Below are 17,956 nucleotides of genomic sequence, written 5' to 3' on the forward strand. Positions count from 1 at the left end.
CCAAAAGCGTCACACGGCGCCCTCGCCGGGCAAGCGGGGCGCCAGGTGACGTCGTTCGTCAGGACGTGAGGAAGAGCAGGTCGTTGAAGGTCGCGAAGAACATCAGGAGGAGGACGAGGCCGAGACCGATTCGGAAGCCGACGTCCTGCGCGCGGAGCGACAGCGGCCGCCCCCGCAGCGCCTCGATCCCGTAGAAGAGCAGGTGCCCGCCGTCGAGCATCGGAATCGGCAACAGGTTGATAAGGCCGATGGAAATCGACAGCATCGCCGCCAGGCCGAAGAGCGCGGTGAAGCCGATCGAGGCCATGTCGCCGGAGATCTTGGCGACGCGCAGCGGACCGCCGAACTGCTTGGGCGACTGCTCCAGCGTGATGACGCCGGCGATCACCTCGACGGTGCGCTTGGTGATGTACGCGGTCTCCTGCGCCCCGGCGACAAGCGCGCCGATGGGCCCGAACGTCTGGCGATGGACGTCCTCAGGGCTCGTGCGATTCTCGATTCCGAGAAAACCGGCGCTGTAGGGCGTGCCGAAGTCGTCCTTCAGGTCGCGCTGCTCGGGCGTCGCGTGCAGCGTGACCTCCTGCCCTCCCCGGTCGACGGTGAAGGTCAGGTCCTGGCCGGCGGCGCTCGACACGGTGCGCAGCACGTCGATGAAGGCGTTCACCTTGCTGCCGTCGATGGCGACGATCACGTCGCCCGGCTGGAAGCCGGCGGCGGCCGCCGGGCTGTCGGGCCGCACGCCCGTGACGGCGGCGTCCACCGTCGGCCGGCCGACGATCAGGAAGGCGGAGGCGAAGATGAAGATCGCGAGCAGGAAGTTGGCCGCGGGGCCGGCCGCGACGATGGCGGCGCGCTGCCAGACGGGCTTCAGGTAGAAGCTGGTGCGCTTCTCCTCCTCGCTCATCGACTCGAGCGCGTCGTGGTCGGGCATCGACGCGGCGTTGTCGTCACCGGCGAACTTCACGTAGCCGCCGAGGGGGATCAGCGCGACGCGCCAGCGGGTGCCGCGGCTGTCGTTCCAGCCGATCAGCTCGGGACCGAAGCCGAGGGAGAAGGCGTCGATCGCGACATTGCACCACCGTGCAACCAGAAAGTGGCCCAGCTCGTGGATGAAAATGATGATCCCGAGGACGAACAGGAACGGCGGAATGTACGCCGCGATGTCCCAGAGCCAGCTTAAAATCTGCACGTTGGTTCAACTCCAAATGACACTGGCGATGTTGCCGCTGCCGACGGGAAAGCGCCCAAGTTGTGCCAGAATTCAGGCTGCGCTGCACGCGTAAGTCAGGCGTTCGGCGACATCCCGCGCTTCACGATCGGTCGATTCCACGTCATCCACGGTCGCACTCGCGCCGCCACGGTGCGCCAGGCACTCAAGCGTATCGCTTACCACGCGGGAGATGTCGAGGAAACCGATCCTATCGTTAAGGAACGCGGTTACCGCCACTTCGTTGGCCGCGTTCAGTATGTTGGTGGCGTGGCCGCCGGCCGCAAGCGCCTCGCGCGCAAGCCGCAGGGCTGGGAACCGTGTCTCGTCCGGCGCCTCGAAGGTCAGCGGGCTCGTCGCCACCAGGTCCAGCGGGGACACCGGCGCGCCGCCGCGGTCGGGATAGTGGAGGCAGTGGGCGACCGGCGTCACCATCGACGGATTGGACATGTGGGCGAGCACCGAGCCGTCGGCGTACTCGACCATGCCGTGGACGATCGACTGCGGGTGCACCACCACGCCGATCCGCTCGATGCCGACGGGGAAGAGATGATGCGCCTCGATCACCTCGAGGCCCTTGTTCATCATCGTCGCCGAATCGACGGTGATCTTCGCGCCCATCGACCAGTTGGGATGCTTCAGCGCGTCCTTCGCCCTGGCGCGGGCCATCGCCTCGTGGGTCCAGGTGCGGAACGGACCGCCGGACGCGGTGAGGACGATGCGGCGAATCGCGCCCAGCGCGTCGTTCTCGAAGACCTGGAAGATGGCGTTGTGCTCCGAATCGACCGGCAGCACCGTCGCCCCCGCCGCCCGAGCGCGCGGCATCACGACGTCGCCCGCCGCGACCAGGCACTCCTTGTTGGCGAGGCAGATGATTCGCCCGGCGTCGACCGCCGCGAGGGTCGGCCGGAGCGCGGCGAAGCCCGGGATCGCGACGACGACGCGGTCGGCCTCCATCGCCGCCAGCGCCTCCATCGCCGCCGGGCCGGCGTCGCTCGCAAGGCCCAGCGGGCCGAGGCGCGAGGCGAGCGCGGCGCCGCCGGCGGGGTCGGCCAGCACCGTCATCCCGGGGCGGAAGCGCTCGGCGATGGCGGCGAGGCCCGACACGTCGCGCCCGGCAGCGATGCCCACCAGTTCGAACCCGCCCGCCTCGATGGCGGCGAGCGCGGACTGCCCCACCGACCCGGTGGCTCCGAGGAGGACGACGCGCGTCATAAACGCCCCATCAGCGTTAGGAGACCCGCCGCCGGGGTCTCACCCGCCGCGAGGCTCCCGATGACCATGGTCACGACGCCGGCCGCGATCAAGCCGTCCACACGGTCCATGACGCCGCCGTGGCCGGGGATCAGGGTTCCGGCGTCCTTGATGGCGAAGCGGCGCTTGGCGGCCGACTCCAGCAGGTCGCCGCCGACCGAGGAGAGCGCCACGAACGCCGCCGCGACGAAACCCGCCACGGAGAGCGGCGCGTCGAGCAGCGCCAGCACCAGCGCGCCGCAGGCCGCGCCCGCGAGGAGGCCGCCGATCGCGCCGGACCACGTCTTAGACGGCGAGACACTGCGCCACAGGCGCGGCCCTCCCACCTTGCGCCCGACGAAGAAGGCCGCGGTGTCGGTGGTCCAGGCGATCAGGAAGACGAAGACGACCGCGCCGAACCCGTCCGCGCCCTTGCGCAGCTCGATCAGCGCGACGACGGCGGCGCCCGCGTAGAGGACGCCCGCCATGCACCACTTCGGCGACGCCCGGCTGCCCACGAGGGCGACGAGGCCCACCGCGAGGCAGCAGACCGCAAGGACGATCAGCGAGACCCAGACGGACTGCGTGACGGCGGCGATGGTCAGGACAGAGAGGCCCGCGAAGGCCGCATAGACCACCGTCCGCTCGGCGCGTGCGCCGATCATCCGCATCCACTCCTCGAGGACCAGGAGGCCGGTCAGCAGCACGACGCCGGCAAAGGCGATCTCGCCGATCCACAGCGCGAGCAGGACGGCAGGGATCAGCACGGCCGCCGACAGAAGCCGCAGCCGCATCTCGCGCTGGAACACGAAGCGCGCCCGAAGCCGGCGGACCCGCGCGCGGATCCCGGGGGGTGGCACGTCAGGCGTCGGGCGGCGCACCCGGCCTGGACGCCGACGCGAGATCATGGCTTGGCGATGGATACCGGCACGGCACCGAAGCGGCGTTGCCGCGTGGCATAGTCGGCCAGCGCCTCGTCGAACTGCGCGGCGTCGAAGTCCGGCCAGAGCGTCGAAGGAAACGCGTACTCCGCGTAGGCCGACTGCCAGAGCAGGAAGTTGGAGATCCGCAGTTCGCCGCTGGTGCGGATGACGAGGTCGGGATCGGGGAACTTCGCGGTGTCGAGGAAGCAGGCGAACGTCTCCTCGGTCAGCCCGTCGGGGCTGAGCTCGCCGCGGGCGACGGCTTCCGCGGCGCGGCGCGCCGCGCGCACCAGTTCGTCCCGCCCGCCGTAATTGAAGGCGAGGATGAGGTTGAGGCCGGTATTGTCCCGCGTGCGGCCCTCGGCCTGGTCGATCATCTCGATGAGGTCGTCGGACAGGTCCGCCCGGCCGCCGATGACCGAGATCCTGACGTTGTTGGCGACGAGCTCGTCGAGGTCGGCGCGGATGAAGTGGCGCAGGAGGTTCATCAGCTCGGAGACTTCCGCCTGCGGGCGGTTCCAGTTCTCGCGGCTGAAGGCGAACAGCGTGAGGTAGGCGATGCCCCTCTCGCCGGCGTGGCGGACGATGCGGCGCACCGTCTCGACACCCTTGCGATGGCCGAGCGTCCGCGGGAGGCCGCGCCGACTGGCCCACCGTCCGTTCCCATCCATGATGATTGCCACGTGACGGGGGAGGCCCCCCGCCGACTCGGGCACGCTGGGTTCGGGAACCGCCGCGTTAGCCAAGGGATCGGATCTCACGCAGGGCCTAGCCTCAGATCTGAGAAATCTCTTGTTCTTTCTGCGAAACGATTTGATCGACCTCGGCGATCTTCTCGTCCGTCAACTTCTGAACGCGATCGGACGTGACGCGCTGCTCGTCCTCGCTGAGGTCGGACTTCTTCACGCTCTCCATGCCGTCGCGGCGGACGTGGCGGACGGAGACGCGCGCCTGCTCGGCATACTTGTGCGCGACCTTGATGAGGTCCTTGCGGCGCTCGGCGTTGAGCTCGGGGATCGGAATGCGCATCAGCTGGCCTTCGACCACCGGGTTGAGGCCGAGGCTCGACTCGCGGATCGCCCGCTCCACCGCCTGGGCCATGCCGCGGTCCCAGACCTGAACGGTGATCATGCGCGCCTCGGGGACGGACACGGTGGCCACCTGGTTGAGCGGCATGTGCGTGCCGTAGGCCTCCACCTGCACCGGCTCCAGCATCGACGCGCTCGCGCGGCCGGTGCGCAGTCCGGACAGTTCCGTCTTCAGGACCCCGATCGCGCCGTCCATCCTCCGCTTGAGGTCATCAAGGTCCACGCTCATCCGTTCTTTCCTCTTACCTGCCGCGCAGGCTTGAATTATTCCCGCCGCGGCGGGACTTGAACTCTTCCGTCCGCGCGCCGGCCGATGCAACCATCCCGGCGCTCCGCCGACGGTCGGACATGCAAATACACGATCAGCCGCCTGTCGTAGCAGGCCGGCCCCCCGCGAACAACGCGTGGAGCCGGCGAGCCCGTCAGTCGGCGACGATCGTGCTCGTCCCTTCCCCGCGCACGACCTTCGGAAGTGCGCCGGTATCCTGGATCGAGAACACCACGATCGGCAGGCCGTTGTCACGCGCCAGGGCGATCGCGGCGGCGTCCATCACGCCGAGGTTCTTCGACAGCGCCTCCTGATGGCCGACGCGGTCGTAGCGCGTGGCCGTCGGATCGCGGTTCGGATCCGCGGTGTAGACGCCGTCCACCTGCGTGCCCTTCAGGAGGACGTCGCATTCCATCTCCACCGCCCGCAGCACGGCGGCCGTGTCGGTGGTGAAGAAGGGGTGGCCGGTGCCGGCCGCGAAGAGCACGACCCGGCCCTCGGCCATGTGCTGGATCGCCCCACGGTGGGTGAAGCGATCGCAGATCACCGGGACGTCGATCGCCGAGAGCACCACGGCTTCGGTCCCGAGGGCCCGAAGCTGCGCCGCCACGGCGACCGCGTTCATCACGGTCGCGAGCATGCCCATCTGGTCGCCGGCGACACGGTCCACCGCGGTGAGCGCCAGGTTGGCGCCCCGCAGGAAGTTGCCGCCGCCGATGACCAGGCCGACCTCACGGCCGGAGTTCACGACCGCGACGATCTCCGACGAGATGCGCTGCAGCGTCGGCTGCGAGATGCCGAAGGCGGAATCGCCCATCAGCGCTTCGCCCGACACCTTGAGGAGCAGCCGGCGCCACTCCGAAGGAGGCTTCAGCTCCGACAGAGCCACCGGTCAGTGACCCGCAGCAGCGGCGACCTCGGCGGCGAAGTCGCTCTCCTCCTTCTCGATGCCCTCGCCCAGCAGGAAGCGCGAGAAGCCCGTCACCGTGATCGGCGCGCCGACCTCGCCTTCGGCTTCCTTCACCGCCTGCTCGACCGTCTGGTCGGGATTGACCACGAAGGCCTGCTTCAGGAGGACGACCTCCTCGTAGAACTTGCGCATGCGGCCCTCGACCATCTTCTCGATGATGTTCTCGGGCTTGCCGGAGGCACGGGCCTGCTCGGAGTAGACCGCGCGCTCGCGCTCGGCGGCCTCGGCGGGGACCTCTTCCGGGGTCAGCGCCAGCGGGCCGACGGCGGCGATGTGCATCGCGATCTTGCGGCCGAGCTCGTCGAGCTTCGCGGCGTCGCCGGCGGACTGCATCGCCACCAGGACACCCAGCTTGCCGAGGCCCGGGGCCACGGCGTTGTGGATGTAGGTGGAGACCACGCCCTCGGTGACCTCGAGCATCGCCGTGCGGCGAAGCGAGAGGTTCTCGCCGATGGTGGCGACGGACTCGGTCACTTCCTCGCCGACGGTGCGCGACGTGCCGGGGTACGACTTCGCCTTCAGCGCGTCGATGTCGCCGCCGGCGCCGAGCGCCTCACGGGCGATCGTCGTGACGAGCTTCTGGAAGATCTCGTTGCGGCCGACGAAGTCGGTCTCGGAGTTCACCTCGACCAGCGAGGCCTTGGTGCCCTCGCCGGCAGCGCCGATGAGACCCTCGGCTGCCACGCGGTCCGCCTTCTTGGCGGCCTTCGACAGGCCCTTCTTCCGCAGCCAGTCGACGGCCGCTTCCATGTCCCCGCCGGTCTCGTTGAGCGCCGTCTTGCAATCCATCATGCCGACGCCGGTTTTCTCGCGGAGCGCCTTTACCTGCTGCGCCGTGATCGTCATTGTATTCTGGTCCTGGGTGCTCGGAGTGGTGCGAAAATCCGCACCCTCATGTTCGATCGAGCGGCCGGTGTCGACCCCTCGAGCCATTTTTTCGGAAAAGTATGCGCCGGGGGTCGCGTTGCAACCCACCCGCGCATGGTCGTTACGTAGTCATGCAACGGACAAAGTGAAAGGCTTCGCCCGTTCAGGCGTCGAAGCGCTCCACACTCTCCTCGTCCGCCCACTGCACGAGACGGCGCAGCACGCCCTTCTCCAGCGAGTAGACGACGCCGTGCACGAGCAGCCCCTGCCCCCGCGCCCAGGCGTTGCGCACGATGGTCGTGTTGGCGACGTTGCGCACCTGCTCGACGACGTTCAGCTCGCACAGACGGTCGAGCCGCAGCTCGCTGTCGTTGATCTGCGCCAGCTCTTCGGCATGGAGCCGCTTCACCAGGCGGATGTGGTTCAGCCAGTTGTCGATCAGGCCGTGGTCCTTGTCGGACTCGGACGCGCGGATGCCGCCGCAGCCGTAGTGGCCGCAGACGATGACGTGCTTCACCCGCAGAACCTCGACCGCGTACTGCAGCACGGAGAGGAAGTTGAGATCGGCCGGCGAGACCACGTTGGCGATGTTGCGATGAACGAACACCTCGCCCGGAGGGAGATCCATGAGCTGGTTGGCCGGCACGCGGCTATCCGAGCAGCCGATCCAGAACCAGTCCGGTCGCTGCTGACGCGACAGGCGCATGAAGAAATCGGGATCGTCGGCGGTGACGCGGTCGGCCCACGCCTGGTTGCGCTCGCAAAGCTTGTCGATGTCGTTCATTGATGGAAACTCGAAGACGAGATCACTTTCAGTAGCCACGGGTTGTATCCGGTGCAAGTTCAAGCGCCCGTGCAACTCCTATGCACGGCCGTCGGTTCAACGGTCGGGACCACGCAGCCCGGCACAATCGTCAGATCCGCCCATCATAGGCGCGTCGTCCGATCCGGGCGCAGAGCAGCGTGAAGGTGTCACGCTCGTACGCCGCCACGGCCTGCTTGCGCAACGTCTCGGTGTCGTCGATCCAGACGCCGTGCCCGCCCATCGCAGCGGCGAGCGCGACGAAATCGGTCGCCGGGAAGTCGACGCCGACGTTGGGGAGCTGGTTGGCGCGCTGCTTCATCTCGATCAGCGTGAGGCTCTCGTCGATCAGCACCAGGATCGGCACCGACAGGCGCTGGTCGCGGATCGTGGCGAGGTCGCCGAGGGTCATCTCGAGCCCCGCGTCGCCCACCACGGCGAGCACAGGCGCGTGCGGCGCGGCGAGCCTGTGGCCCGCCGCCAGCGGCACCGCGCACCCCATGGTGCACAGCGCCGAGGACTGGAGCAGCGTGCGCGGCTCGCGGCACCGCCAGATCTGGCTGAAGAGGATCCGGTGCGCGCCGGAATCGACCGTCGCCACCGTGTCCGCCGGCACCGCCTCGCGCATCGCGTGGAAGGCGGCGGCCGGGCCCCAGCCCGCCTCCTCCGGCGCGAACGCCCCGGCGAGCGCCCGGCGCACCTCGCGCGGCTCCCCTCCCGCCCAGGTGGGGTGGATGTGCGCGCTCGACTGCAGCATCTTCAGCGATGCCGACACCGAGCCGTAGAGCGTCACACCCGCGGCGTGCATGCCGTGCTGGCGCACCACCGGCGTCACGTCGATGACGCGGGCGTCGTCCGGCCACGGGTCGCGCCAGGGCGCGCGCATCTCGATCGGATCGTAGCCGATGAGGACGATGCAGTCCGACTTTGCGATCAGCGGCAGCAGGTGGCGGTCGGCGAGCGGCGACAGGCCGGCCCCGCCGAGCGCCTGCGGCCCCGTCTCGTCGATCAGGCCCTTGCCCTTGTAGGTGGTGACGAGCGGCGCGCCGACGGCCTTCACGAAGTCGGCCACCGCCGCCCCCGCGTCGTCGTTGACGGCGTCGACGCCGGCGATCGCGATCGGCCGCTCGGCCTCGGCGATCCATTTGCGGGCGCGCTCGATCTCCGGCCCGTCCACCGGTCGGAAGCGCGAGCCGATGGAGGCCGGGGCCAGCACCTCAGCGGTCGCCTCCGCCTCGGCGACGGCGACGGGCACGTCGATGTGGACCGGACCGGGCTGGCCGGTCATCGCCAGCGTGATGGCCTTGTCCACGACGCGGTTGAGGCTTTGCCCCGAAGCCTTGAAGGTCCCCTTCACGATGGGCGCCAGCACCGCGCCGTGGTCGAACACCTGATGGGTATAGGTGTCCGCCTCGTGCGGCGTGACGCAGCCGGTGAGGACGATCAGCGGCACCCGGTCCTGCTCCGCGTTGGCGATCACGTTGACCGCGTTGGCGACGCCCGGCCCGATGGTCGCCACCAGGATCCCCGGCGCGCCCGTCGCATGCCACGAGCCCTCCGCCATGAAGCCGGCGACGTTCTCGTGCTTGGTGAGCGTGAAGCGGATGCCGGCGGCCTCCAGCGCGTCCATCAGCGCCAGCGTCTCCCCGCCGGGGATGCCGAACGCGTGGGCGCAACCGAGGGCGGCGAGCTTCCTCGCAATGACGTCAGCGTTGCGCATGGGTTCAGGCCGGAACGCGCGACAGCTCGACGACGCCGCGCTCGGCGAGGTCGGCGATCTGGCTCTCGGAATAGCCGAGGTCGCCGAGGATCTCGTGCGTGTGCTCGCCGCGGACCGGAGGCGGGCGGCGGTAGGTCACCCTGGTGTCGGAGTACTTGATGGGGTTGCCGATGGTCTCGACGGTGCCCGAGCCGGAGTGGGCGTAGGGCTGGGAGACGCGGGCGCCGCGCGCGATCGCCTGCGGCTCGGCGAAGGCCTCGGCCACGGTGTTGATCGGCCCGGCCGGGACGCCCGCGGGGTCGAGCGCGGCGGCCCACTCGGCCTTGGTCTTCGTCCCGGCGATGCGGTTGACCACCGCCTCGCACGCCTCCCGGTTGGCGACGCGGGCGGCGTTGGTGGCGAAGCGGGGGTCCTGCGCGACCTCGGGCTCGCCGCCGATCTCGCAGAAACGCTGGAACTGCCGGTTGTTGCCGACCGCGAGCATGAACTGGCCGTCAGCCGCGTCGAACGCGTTGTAGGGCACGATGGTCGGGTGGCCGTTGCCCATGCGGTGCGGGGTCTTGCCGGTGAGCAGGTGCGCGGTGCCGAGGTTGGCGAGCCAGGCGAGCTGGCAGTCGAACAGCGACAGGTCGATCGCCTGCCCCCGGCCCGTCTTGCGGCGCCCTTCGAGCGCGGCCAGCATCGCGACGGTGGTGTACATCCCCGTCATGATGTCGGCGATGCCGACGCCCACCTTCTCCGGCGTGCCGCCCTTCTCCTCCGGCTCGCCGGTGACGCTCATGATGCCGCCGCGCGCCTGGGCCAGCACGTCGTAGCCGGCGAGGCTGGCGAGCGGCCCGGTCTGCCCGTAGCCGGTGATCGAGGCGAAGATGATCCCCGGATTGATCTTCGACAGCGCCGCGTAGTCGACGCCGTAGCGCGCGGCGTCACCGACCTTGAAGTTCTCGATCGCGATGTCCGCCTTCGCCGCGATCCTGTGGATGATCTCGACGCCTTCCGGCGCGGCGAGGTCGAGCGCGATCGAGCGCTTGTTGCGGTTGGCGGCGAGGTAGTAGGCGCTCTCGGTGGTCGGCGATCCGGTCTCGTCCGGCACGAACGGAGGGCCCCAGCGGCGCGTGTCGTCCCCCACCCCGGCGCGCTCGATCTTGATGACGTCCGCGCCCAGATCGCCGAGAAGCTGCGTGGCGGTCGGGCCGGCGAGAATGCGGCTCATGTCGAGGACGAGAAGGCCCTCGAGCGGGCCGGAGGGGGTATCCAAATCTTCTCTCCTGGGGCTGGAGGTCCGGACGGGCCGGAAGGGGTTGACGCCGTTGTTATATGTTAATCGCACCGGCGAGACGAAGGTCCTGCCTTTGGCATGCCCGCATGATGAGTGCGAGCTTCGTCGGCGCGGCACTGCGGCGCGGCCACGAATGCGCGCCGCCCGACCCCTCTTCTTGCGCCTTGCCGCGGCAGGCGCCAGATGTGCCATGACACGTTCCCGAGAACGTGACCGATCGCGAAGGCTGCCATGATCCGAACCCTGGGCCCCAATTTGAGCGCGCCTCACCTCAGCGCGAACGATCCCGGTTTCATCGCGGTGCATCGTGCCATCGGCGAGATCGCGGCCGGGCGGCCCGTCATCATCCGCGACGGGCTGCAGGCGGTGCTCGCCTCGCCGATCGACGGCGGACCGATCCTCTCCGGCCGCATGACGCTCACCGCCGCCCGCGCCGGCTACCTCGGCCTGGAACCTGCCCCCACCGTGGTGGAGGCCGAGCCCGACCGCGCCGTCCTCAGCGCCATCGCCATGGCCGACGCCGCCGACGTCGGCCGCCACATGCGCGCCGGCTCCATCGCCAACGCCGCCTCGGAGCTCGCCAAGATGGCCGAGCGCGTCCCGGCGATGACGCTCGGCTCGGCCAGCAGCGCCCCGCCGGGGACCCTCGCCGCCCACGCCGGCGACGTCCTCTCCTTCCGCCACGCGCTCGCCGCCACGCAGCGGCCGATCGCCAGCGCGCCCGTGCCGCTCGCCGCCGGGGCCACCGCCAACGTGACGGCGTTCCGCAACGCCATCGGCGGCACGGTCACCGCGGTCGTGGTCGGCGACATCGATCGCGGCGCCCTGGTGCGCGTCCACTCGGCGTGCGTCACCGGCGACATCCTCGGCTCGCTGAAGTGCGACTGCGGCGCACAGCTCCGCCTCGCCCTGGGGCGCATCTGCTCGGAAGGCGGCATCGTCCTCTACACGGCGCAGGAGGGACGCGGCATCGGGCTCGCCAACAAGTTGCGGGCCTACGCGCTGCAGGACAAGGGCCTCGACACGGTGGACGCCAACATCGCCCTCGGCTTCCACGACGACGAGCGCGACTATGCCGCCGCCGGCAACGTGCTGGCGCAGCTCGGCCTCAGCTCGATCCGGCTGATGACCAACAACCCGACCAAGGCGGCGGGTCTCGCGACCCAGGGGATCAGCGTCGAGCCGGTGCCGCTCATCGGCCCCGTCACGCCGGACAACGAGCGCTACCTCGCCACGAAGAAGACGCGCAGCGGCCACCACCTCTAGTTAAATCCTACGTTGCAGGGGGCTCCGGGCGCAGAAATGCCTTGATAACCCCCGCCCCCACCGGGCGATCCCGGTCCCGGCGCTTGCACGCGTCCGGGCCGGATGACCAAGATTTGCGCGCACGAGGCGTGGGGGAACGCTGTGAGGGCGGCGGCATTCGACTACTATGCGCCATACACCATCGACGAGGCGCTGAAGCTCCTCGCCCAGTACGGCGTCGAGAGCCGCATCCTCGCCGGCGGGCAGAGCCTTGTCCCGGCGATGACCGCACGACACGCCCGCCCCGCCCACGTCATCGACATCAACCGGATCATGCAGGCCGAGCGCCCCTCGATCTCGGCCGGCCGCCTGCGGATTCCGCCGCTGATGCGTCATGTCGACTTCGCGCCCGGCGCGGTTGACGGGCCGCTCGGCGCGCTGCTGGCGGAGCTTTCCGGGCACATCTCGTCGCTGCCGGTGCGCCTGCGCGGCACGTTCTGCGGTGCCATCGCCCAGGCCGAGCCCGCGTCCGAATGGTGCCTCGCCGCGGTCGTCCTGGGCGCGGAGATGGTCGCCCGCTCGGCCCGCCGCGGCGCCCGGACCATCGCCGCCGGGGACTTCTTCGAGACCATCATGACCACCACCCTCGCCGACGACGAGATGCTGGTCGAGGTGCAACTCCCCGTCCTGCCGCCGGAGGCGCGCCACGGCTTTTACGAGGTGACGCCGCGGGCGGGCAACTACGCCCTCGCCATGGCCCTCGCCGTGTTCGACCAGGACGAGGACGAGATGACCAACGTGCGCCTCGGCGTCGGTGCGGTGGAGGCCGTGCCGCGACGTTTCGCCGAGGCGGAGGCGATGCTGAACCGCCGGCGGCCGTCCAAACGCCTCTTCCGTGAGGTGGGCCATGTGGTCGCCGAACTCGTCGACCCGATGAGCGACCAGCTCGCCGACGCCGACTGGCGGCGCGATCTGACCCGCACGTCGGTGATGCGGGCGCTCGAGCGCACGCTCACCCGCCCCGCCGAAGCGACGGGCGCGCCATGACCCAGAAGATGCAGATGTCGCTGGAGGTCAACGGCGAGCCGCACACCCTGATCGTCGAGCCGCGGGCCACCCTGGCGGACGCCCTGCGCGAGGAGCTGGGCCTGACCGGAACGCGCACCGGATGCGAGGAAGGCGTCTGCGGCGCCTGCACTGTGCTCGTCGACGGCGAACCGGTGCGCGCTTGCCTGCAGTTCGCCGTCCAGGCGCACGGCCGCGAGGTCACCACCGTCGAGGGGCTGCGCGGCGGCGAGATGATGGCCGCCCTCAAGGATGCGCTGGCGGAGAACTTCGCCGTGCAGTGCGGCTTCTGCACCGCGGGCTTCCTGATGCTGGCCGCAGGCGCCTTCGCCCGCGACCCGGACATGGACGAGCGGGCGATGACGGAGCTCGTCTCCGCCAACCTCTGCCGCTGCACCGGCTACCAGCCGATCGTGAAGGCCATGATGGAGGCACAGGCGGCGATGCGGGTGCCCGCCGAATGAAGCATGTCGGCCGCCCCCTCAGGCGCCCCGACGATGCCGTGCACCTCGACGGGCGCGGCGGCTTCGTCGCCGACGTCGCCTTCCCGCACCAGCTCCACATGCGCGTCGTGCGCTCCCCCGTCGCCTGCGCGAAGCTCGTCGGCGTCGACACCGAGCCGGCCTACGCCCTCCCCGGCGTGGTCGCGGTGCTGACGGCGGACGACGTCGCGCATGTGCCGCCCATCGGCGTGCGCCTGTCCACCGGCGCCTCGCTGGAGCGCTTCCTGCAGCCGGTGCTGGCCGCGACGATGGTGCGCTACGTCGGCGAGCCGGTGGCGGTGGTCCTCGCCGACACCCCGGCGGTCGCCGAGGACGCGGCGGAGCTGATCGGGCTGGAGCTGACGCCGCTCGAACCGCAGCTAACGCCCACCGACAGCGATGTCAGCGCCAGCGACCCGCTGCGCGGCAACGAGGCGGCCACCGTCTTCAAGGCGTTCGGCAACCTCAACACCGCGTTCCACCGGGCCGAGCGGATCGTCGAGGTCGATCTCGCCTGGGGCCGCGACGGGGCGATGCCGCTGGAGACGCGCGGCCTCGTCGCGCGGTGGGACGGCGCCAGCGAAACGCTCGAGATCTGGGGCGCCGGGCGCGCGGCACACTGGAACCGCGACGTGATCGCGGAGGTGCTGGACCTCCCGCGCAGCGCCGTGGTCTGGCACACGACCGACGTCGGCGGCAGCTTCGGCGTGAAGGGCGAACTCTATCCGGAGGACATGCTGGTCGCCTACGCGGCGCGCCTGCTGGGGCGGCCTGTCCGCTGGATCGAGGACCGCCGCGAGCACCTCCTCGCCGCCAACCAGGCGCGCGACATCGCCGCGAGCGCGCGCGCCGCGGTCGATTCCAGCGGCCTCATCCTGGGCGTGGACCTCATCTTCACGGTCGACCAGGGCGCCTACGTGCGCACCGAAGGCACGATGGTGGCCGACCTCATCGCCGCGATGACGCCGGGTCCCTACGCCCTGGGGGCCTACCGCGCCAGGGGCCACCTCAAGCTCACCAACAAGACCCCCGCCGGCTCGTTCCGGGGGGCCGGGCGGGCCGAAGCCGCGTTCATCCGCGAGCGGCTGATGGATGCGGTCGCGCACCGGACCGGGATCGACCCGATGGAGCTGCGCCGCCGCAACCTCATCGACCCGTCGGAGATGCCGGCCGACCGCGGGATGGAGACGCTCGGCAGCGCCGTGACATACGATTCCGGCCGCTACCAGTCGCTCGTCGACGCCACGACGCGGCGCTTTTCGCTGGACGTCGTGCGGCGCCGCGCGCAGCACCGGCGGGCGCAGGGCGAGCTGGTCGGCGTCGGCGCGGCGTTCGTGGTCGATGCCGCAGCCCCAGCGGGCTACGAGCACGTGAAGCTGTCGGTGGACCGGCGCGGCACCGTCGACGTGATCACCGCCGCCGCCGAGCAGGGCCAGGGCATCCGGACGCTGCTGGCCCAGATCGTCGCGGACATCGTCGGCGTCGACTACCGGCGCGTGCGCGTCACCGCCGGCGACACGGTGCAGATCCCGTTCTCCGCCGGCACGCTCCTGTCGCGCTCCAGCGCCATGGTCGGGACCGCGGCGCAGCACGCGGCGGAGGCGCTGCGCGAGAAGATCCTCGCGGCCGCCGCCGCGATGCTCTCGGTCCCCGCCGACAAGCTGACGATCCAGGGCGGGCGGATCCGGCAGGCCGACCGGCATTTCGGCGCCATCCTCGACCTCGGGGAGCTGGCCGCCGCGCTGGAGCCCGGTCCGTCGCAGAGAGTGCCGCACGGCTTCGCGCTGGACGCGGACGGGTCCGTCACCACCGCCATGACGACCTTCCCCTACGGCCTCCACGTGGCTGTGGTCGAGATCGACAGGGACACCGGGCTCGTCAGCGTCCCGTCCGTCTATGTCGGCTACGATGTCGGCAACGCCATCAACCCGGGACTGGTCGAGGCGCAGCTCGTCGGCGGCGTCGTCCAGGGCATTGCAAGCGCGCTTCATACCGCACTCGGGGTCACCGGGACCGGCGATCCGCTGCGCGCGAACCTCGCCGACTATGCGATGCCGACGGCGCGCGAGGCGCCGGGCGTCGAGGTTCTCCTCATCGAGGAGGCGCCGAGCCCCGCCAACACGCTCGGCATCAAGGGCGCCGGCGACGCGGGCCTGACCGGGATGGCCCCGGCGATCGCCGCGGCGGTCGACGACGCGCTCGGCGTGGTGGGCTTCGCGCGGCAGCTACCGGTGACGGCCGCCGACGTGATGCGGGAGTTGAAGGCCCGCGTCCCGCTGCCCCTCGCCCTGGTCGGGGCGGCCTGAAGGCGCGGCCCGAACGCAACGACGCCCGGCGCGGCAGGGCCGACCGGGCGTCGCTGATCAGATCGTGTCCGCCGCGTCAGGCGATGCGGCGGGCGTCAACTCAGTTGAGAACCTGAATGACCTGGCGCGTGTCCGGATCCACCACGACCGTACGGTCGTTCACGACGACGTACTGGTAGGGAACGGAGGACTCCTTGATGGTGTGCAGCTCGACTTCCTGCGGCACGGTCGAGCCGAGGTTCAGCTCGATGCCCGGAAGGCTGATGGAGGCCAGCGGCTCACGCTTGACGTAGCTGCGGATCACCGTCTGCTGTTCCGGGGCGATCACCACGTCCGGCTGGGGGGCCACGACGACGTTCTGCGCCATGGCCGCGGCGGTCCCACCCATCAGAATCACGCCGGCTACGGCAGCTTTCAGCGAAGACTTCATCGTTCTTCTCCGTCAATCCAAACTCTGCGATCCAAAGATCAGTTACTGATCGTCTCGCATGGTGAAGCGATCGGAGCGAAGAACGTCGCGTTTACTGAAGCCGTTCCCAGTTATCTCTCGAATTATTTATTTATCTTGCGGCGGAACTCTCGGAGGCTCCGCGCGTATGGGCGCGCTGTTCTCAGTCGCCCAGGACTTATTCTAGACGTCACGGGTTTACTATTGCCGTCCACAGGCGCCCGGGTCCCGCCCCGGCCGAGCCGGCGGAGGCGGGATCGCTCGCGGTATCAGCGGGCCTTGCGCTCGGCGGCCTCGACGGTGTTGCGCATCAGCATGGCGATGGTCATCGGGCCGACGCCGCCCGGCACCGGGGTGATGGCGCCGGCATGGGTCGCCTCGGCGAAGGCGACGTCGCCCACAAGGCGCTGGCCGGACTTCCTCGACGCGTCCGGCACGCGGCTGGTGCCGACGTCGATCACCGTGGCGCCTGGCTTGATCCAGTCGCCCTTCACCATCTCCGGCCGGCCGACGGCGGCGACGAGGATGTCCGCGTTCTGGCAGAGCCCCGGCAGGTCTTTCGTGCGGCTGTGGGCGATGGTCACCGTGGCGTTGGCCTTCGCCAGCAGCAGCGCCATCGGCAGGCCGACGAGACGGGAGCGGCCGATCACCACAGCGTTGAGCCCGGAGAGGTCGGTGCCGTGGACGGTGCCGATGAGGGTCATCGAACCGAGCGGCGTGCACGGGACGATCGCATTGGGATCGCCCACCGCGAGGCGGCCGGCGTTGATCACCGAAAGGCCGTCGACGTCCTTGTCCGGGTCGATGGCGGCGATCACGGCGGCGGAGTCGAGGTGGGCCGGCAGCGGGAGCTGCACGAGGATGCCGTGGATCGCCGGATCGGCGTTGAGGGCGTCGACGACGGCGAGGAGCTCGTCCTGGCTCGTCTCGGCGGGCAGCGAGTGCTGCACGGAGTGAAAGCCGAGCGCCTCGGCCTTCTCCGACTTCATGCGCACGTAGACGGCGCTCGCGGGGTCCTCGCCCACCAGCACCACGGCGAGGCCGGGTTTGGCCGCAAGGGCGGCGGCGCGGCTCGCGACATCCTCGGTCACCGCGGCGGCGATGGCCTTGCCGTCGATCAGGCGGGGGGCGTTAGCGGAAGACAACGGTACGGTCTCCATTCAGTAGGATACGGCGCTCCAGGTGATAGCGGACCGCTCTGGCGAGAACGCGGCTTTCGATGTCGCGACCGGCCGCGGCCATGTCGTCGGGCGTCATGGTGTGGTCGATGCGCTCCACGTCCTGCTCGATGATCGGACCCTCGTCGAGGTCGGCGGTCACGTAGTGGGCCGTCGCGCCGATCAGCTTCACACCGCGCGCGTGGGCCTGGTGGTAGGGCTGCGCGCCCTTGAAGCTCGGCAGGAAGGAGTGGTGGATGTTGATGACACGCCCCTCGAGGCGGCGCGACAGGTCGTCCGACAGCACCTGCATGTAGCGGGCGAGGACGATGAGCTCGACCTTCTCGTCCTCGACGAGCTTGAGGAGCGCGGCCTCCTGCGCGGCCTTCGTCGCGGGCGTGACGGGCATGTAGTGATACGGCAGGCCCTCGTTCTCCACCCGCGCGCGCCACGTCTCGTGGTTGGAGACGACGCCGACGAAGTTCATCGGCAGCCGGTCCGTGCGCCAGCGATAGAGGAGATCGTTGAGGCAGTGACCGGCCATCGAGGCCATGACGAGGACGCGCGGACGCACCGACGTGTCGGTGATCTCGGCTTCCATGTCGTAGGCGAGCAGCGTCGGACGGAAGCCGGCGCGGAAGCGCTCGGGCGTCATGCCGTCGGGCGCGGCGAAGTGGACGCGCATGAAGAATGAGCCGGACGCGCGGTCGAAGTACTGCGCGCTCTCCAGGATGTTGCAGTCCTGGGCGGCGATGGACGAGCCGACCGCGCCGACGATTCCCTTGCGGTCGATACAGGAGAGGGTGAGGACGAGTTCGGTCACGGCGGGGTCTTCTGTGCGGGTCCGGAGGCGGCCCGGGCATAGGCCCATTGCCGCGATCCGGCAACCCGTTAGC

17 protein-coding genes are annotated in these 17,956 nt (G+C 70.1%); 4 read left to right on the top strand and 13 right to left on the bottom strand.

The window, feature by feature from the left end:
* Positions 1-58: 58 nt before the first annotated feature.
* From rseP to DLJ53_RS18905, 10 genes are all read right to left on the bottom strand, one after another.
* A complete protein-coding gene (gene rseP, locus DLJ53_RS18860; protein ID WP_202913233.1) occupies positions 59-1,189 on the bottom strand; it encodes an RIP metalloprotease RseP in 1,131 nt (376 codons plus the stop codon).
* A gap of 72 nt (positions 1,190-1,261) precedes the next feature.
* Positions 1,262-2,422 carry a 1-deoxy-D-xylulose-5-phosphate reductoisomerase gene (gene dxr, locus DLJ53_RS18865; protein ID WP_111348104.1) on the bottom strand — a complete coding sequence of 387 codons (1,161 nt, stop codon included), beginning with the start codon at positions 2,420-2,422 and terminating at the stop codon, positions 1,262-1,264.
* On the bottom strand, positions 2,419-3,300 hold the full coding sequence (locus DLJ53_RS18870; RefSeq protein WP_202913234.1) for a phosphatidate cytidylyltransferase: 882 nt from the start codon (positions 3,298-3,300) through the stop codon (positions 2,419-2,421). The genes dxr and DLJ53_RS18870 overlap by 4 nt, the downstream gene beginning before the upstream one ends.
* Before the next feature lie 44 nt (positions 3,301-3,344).
* The gene (locus tag DLJ53_RS18875) at positions 3,345-4,109 is read right to left on the bottom strand and encodes an isoprenyl transferase (protein WP_264194720.1); all 765 of its coding nucleotides are present in this window, start codon (positions 4,107-4,109) and stop codon (positions 3,345-3,347) included.
* 28 nt (positions 4,110-4,137) lie between these two features.
* The gene (gene frr, locus DLJ53_RS18880) at positions 4,138-4,680 is read right to left on the bottom strand and encodes a ribosome recycling factor (RefSeq protein WP_111348110.1); all 543 of its coding nucleotides are present in this window, start codon (positions 4,678-4,680) and stop codon (positions 4,138-4,140) included.
* A 193-nt stretch (positions 4,681-4,873) separates the two neighbouring features.
* Positions 4,874-5,608 (bottom strand): UMP kinase, encoded by a 735-nt coding sequence (pyrH, locus tag DLJ53_RS18885; RefSeq protein WP_425320967.1) that lies wholly within the window; start codon positions 5,606-5,608, stop codon positions 4,874-4,876.
* 3 nt (positions 5,609-5,611) lie between these two features.
* Positions 5,612-6,535 carry a translation elongation factor Ts gene (gene tsf, locus DLJ53_RS18890; protein ID WP_111348112.1) on the bottom strand — a complete coding sequence of 308 codons (924 nt, stop codon included), beginning with the start codon at positions 6,533-6,535 and terminating at the stop codon, positions 5,612-5,614.
* A 184-nt stretch (positions 6,536-6,719) separates the two neighbouring features.
* On the bottom strand, positions 6,720-7,340 hold the full coding sequence (locus DLJ53_RS18895) for a carbonic anhydrase (RefSeq protein WP_111348114.1): 621 nt from the start codon (positions 7,338-7,340) through the stop codon (positions 6,720-6,722).
* Positions 7,341-7,470: 130 nt separating this feature from the next.
* A complete protein-coding gene (locus DLJ53_RS18900) occupies positions 7,471-9,078 on the bottom strand; it encodes a thiamine pyrophosphate-binding protein (protein WP_111348115.1) in 1,608 nt (535 codons plus the stop codon).
* 4 nt (positions 9,079-9,082) lie between these two features.
* A complete protein-coding gene (locus tag DLJ53_RS18905) occupies positions 9,083-10,336 on the bottom strand; it encodes a CaiB/BaiF CoA transferase family protein (RefSeq protein WP_280525514.1) in 1,254 nt (417 codons plus the stop codon).
* Positions 10,337-10,588: 252 nt separating this feature from the next.
* Here DLJ53_RS18905 and DLJ53_RS18910 point away from each other — a divergent pair, with 252 nt between their 5' ends.
* The 4 genes from DLJ53_RS18910 (at position 10,589) to DLJ53_RS18925 (ending at position 15,455) form a co-directional block, all read left to right on the top strand.
* Complete coding sequence (locus DLJ53_RS18910) at positions 10,589-11,623, top strand: GTP cyclohydrolase II (RefSeq protein ID WP_111348119.1); 1,035 nt, start codon at positions 10,589-10,591, stop codon at positions 11,621-11,623.
* A 102-nt stretch (positions 11,624-11,725) separates the two neighbouring features.
* A complete protein-coding gene (locus DLJ53_RS18915; protein WP_111348121.1) occupies positions 11,726-12,649 on the top strand; it encodes an FAD binding domain-containing protein in 924 nt (307 codons plus the stop codon).
* Positions 12,646-13,131, top strand: a complete 486-nt coding sequence (locus DLJ53_RS18920) for a (2Fe-2S)-binding protein (RefSeq protein ID WP_111348123.1) — start codon at positions 12,646-12,648, stop codon at positions 13,129-13,131. The genes DLJ53_RS18915 and DLJ53_RS18920 overlap by 4 nt, the downstream gene beginning before the upstream one ends.
* Complete coding sequence (locus DLJ53_RS18925; RefSeq protein WP_111348125.1) at positions 13,128-15,455, top strand: xanthine dehydrogenase family protein molybdopterin-binding subunit; 2,328 nt, start codon at positions 13,128-13,130, stop codon at positions 15,453-15,455. The genes DLJ53_RS18920 and DLJ53_RS18925 overlap by 4 nt, the downstream gene beginning before the upstream one ends.
* Positions 15,456-15,555: 100 nt before the next feature.
* Here DLJ53_RS18925 and DLJ53_RS18930 read toward each other — a convergent pair whose 3' ends face one another.
* The 3 genes from DLJ53_RS18930 to purU all read right to left on the bottom strand — a co-directional run bounded on the left by DLJ53_RS18930 (position 15,556) and on the right by purU (position 17,883).
* Complete coding sequence (locus DLJ53_RS18930) at positions 15,556-15,885, bottom strand: DUF1236 domain-containing protein (RefSeq protein ID WP_111348127.1); 330 nt, start codon at positions 15,883-15,885, stop codon at positions 15,556-15,558.
* Positions 15,886-16,172: 287 nt separating this feature from the next.
* On the bottom strand, positions 16,173-17,048 hold the full coding sequence (locus DLJ53_RS18935) for a bifunctional 5,10-methylenetetrahydrofolate dehydrogenase/5,10-methenyltetrahydrofolate cyclohydrolase (protein WP_280525515.1): 876 nt from the start codon (positions 17,046-17,048) through the stop codon (positions 16,173-16,175).
* The gene (gene purU, locus DLJ53_RS18940; RefSeq protein ID WP_211100624.1) at positions 17,035-17,883 is read right to left on the bottom strand and encodes a formyltetrahydrofolate deformylase; all 849 of its coding nucleotides are present in this window, start codon (positions 17,881-17,883) and stop codon (positions 17,035-17,037) included. The genes DLJ53_RS18935 and purU overlap by 14 nt, the downstream gene beginning before the upstream one ends.
* Positions 17,884-17,956 lie beyond the last annotated feature (73 nt).

Source organism: Acuticoccus sediminis (genome assembly GCF_003258595.1).
Taxonomy (GTDB): Bacteria; Pseudomonadota; Alphaproteobacteria; order Rhizobiales; family Amorphaceae; genus Acuticoccus; species Acuticoccus sediminis.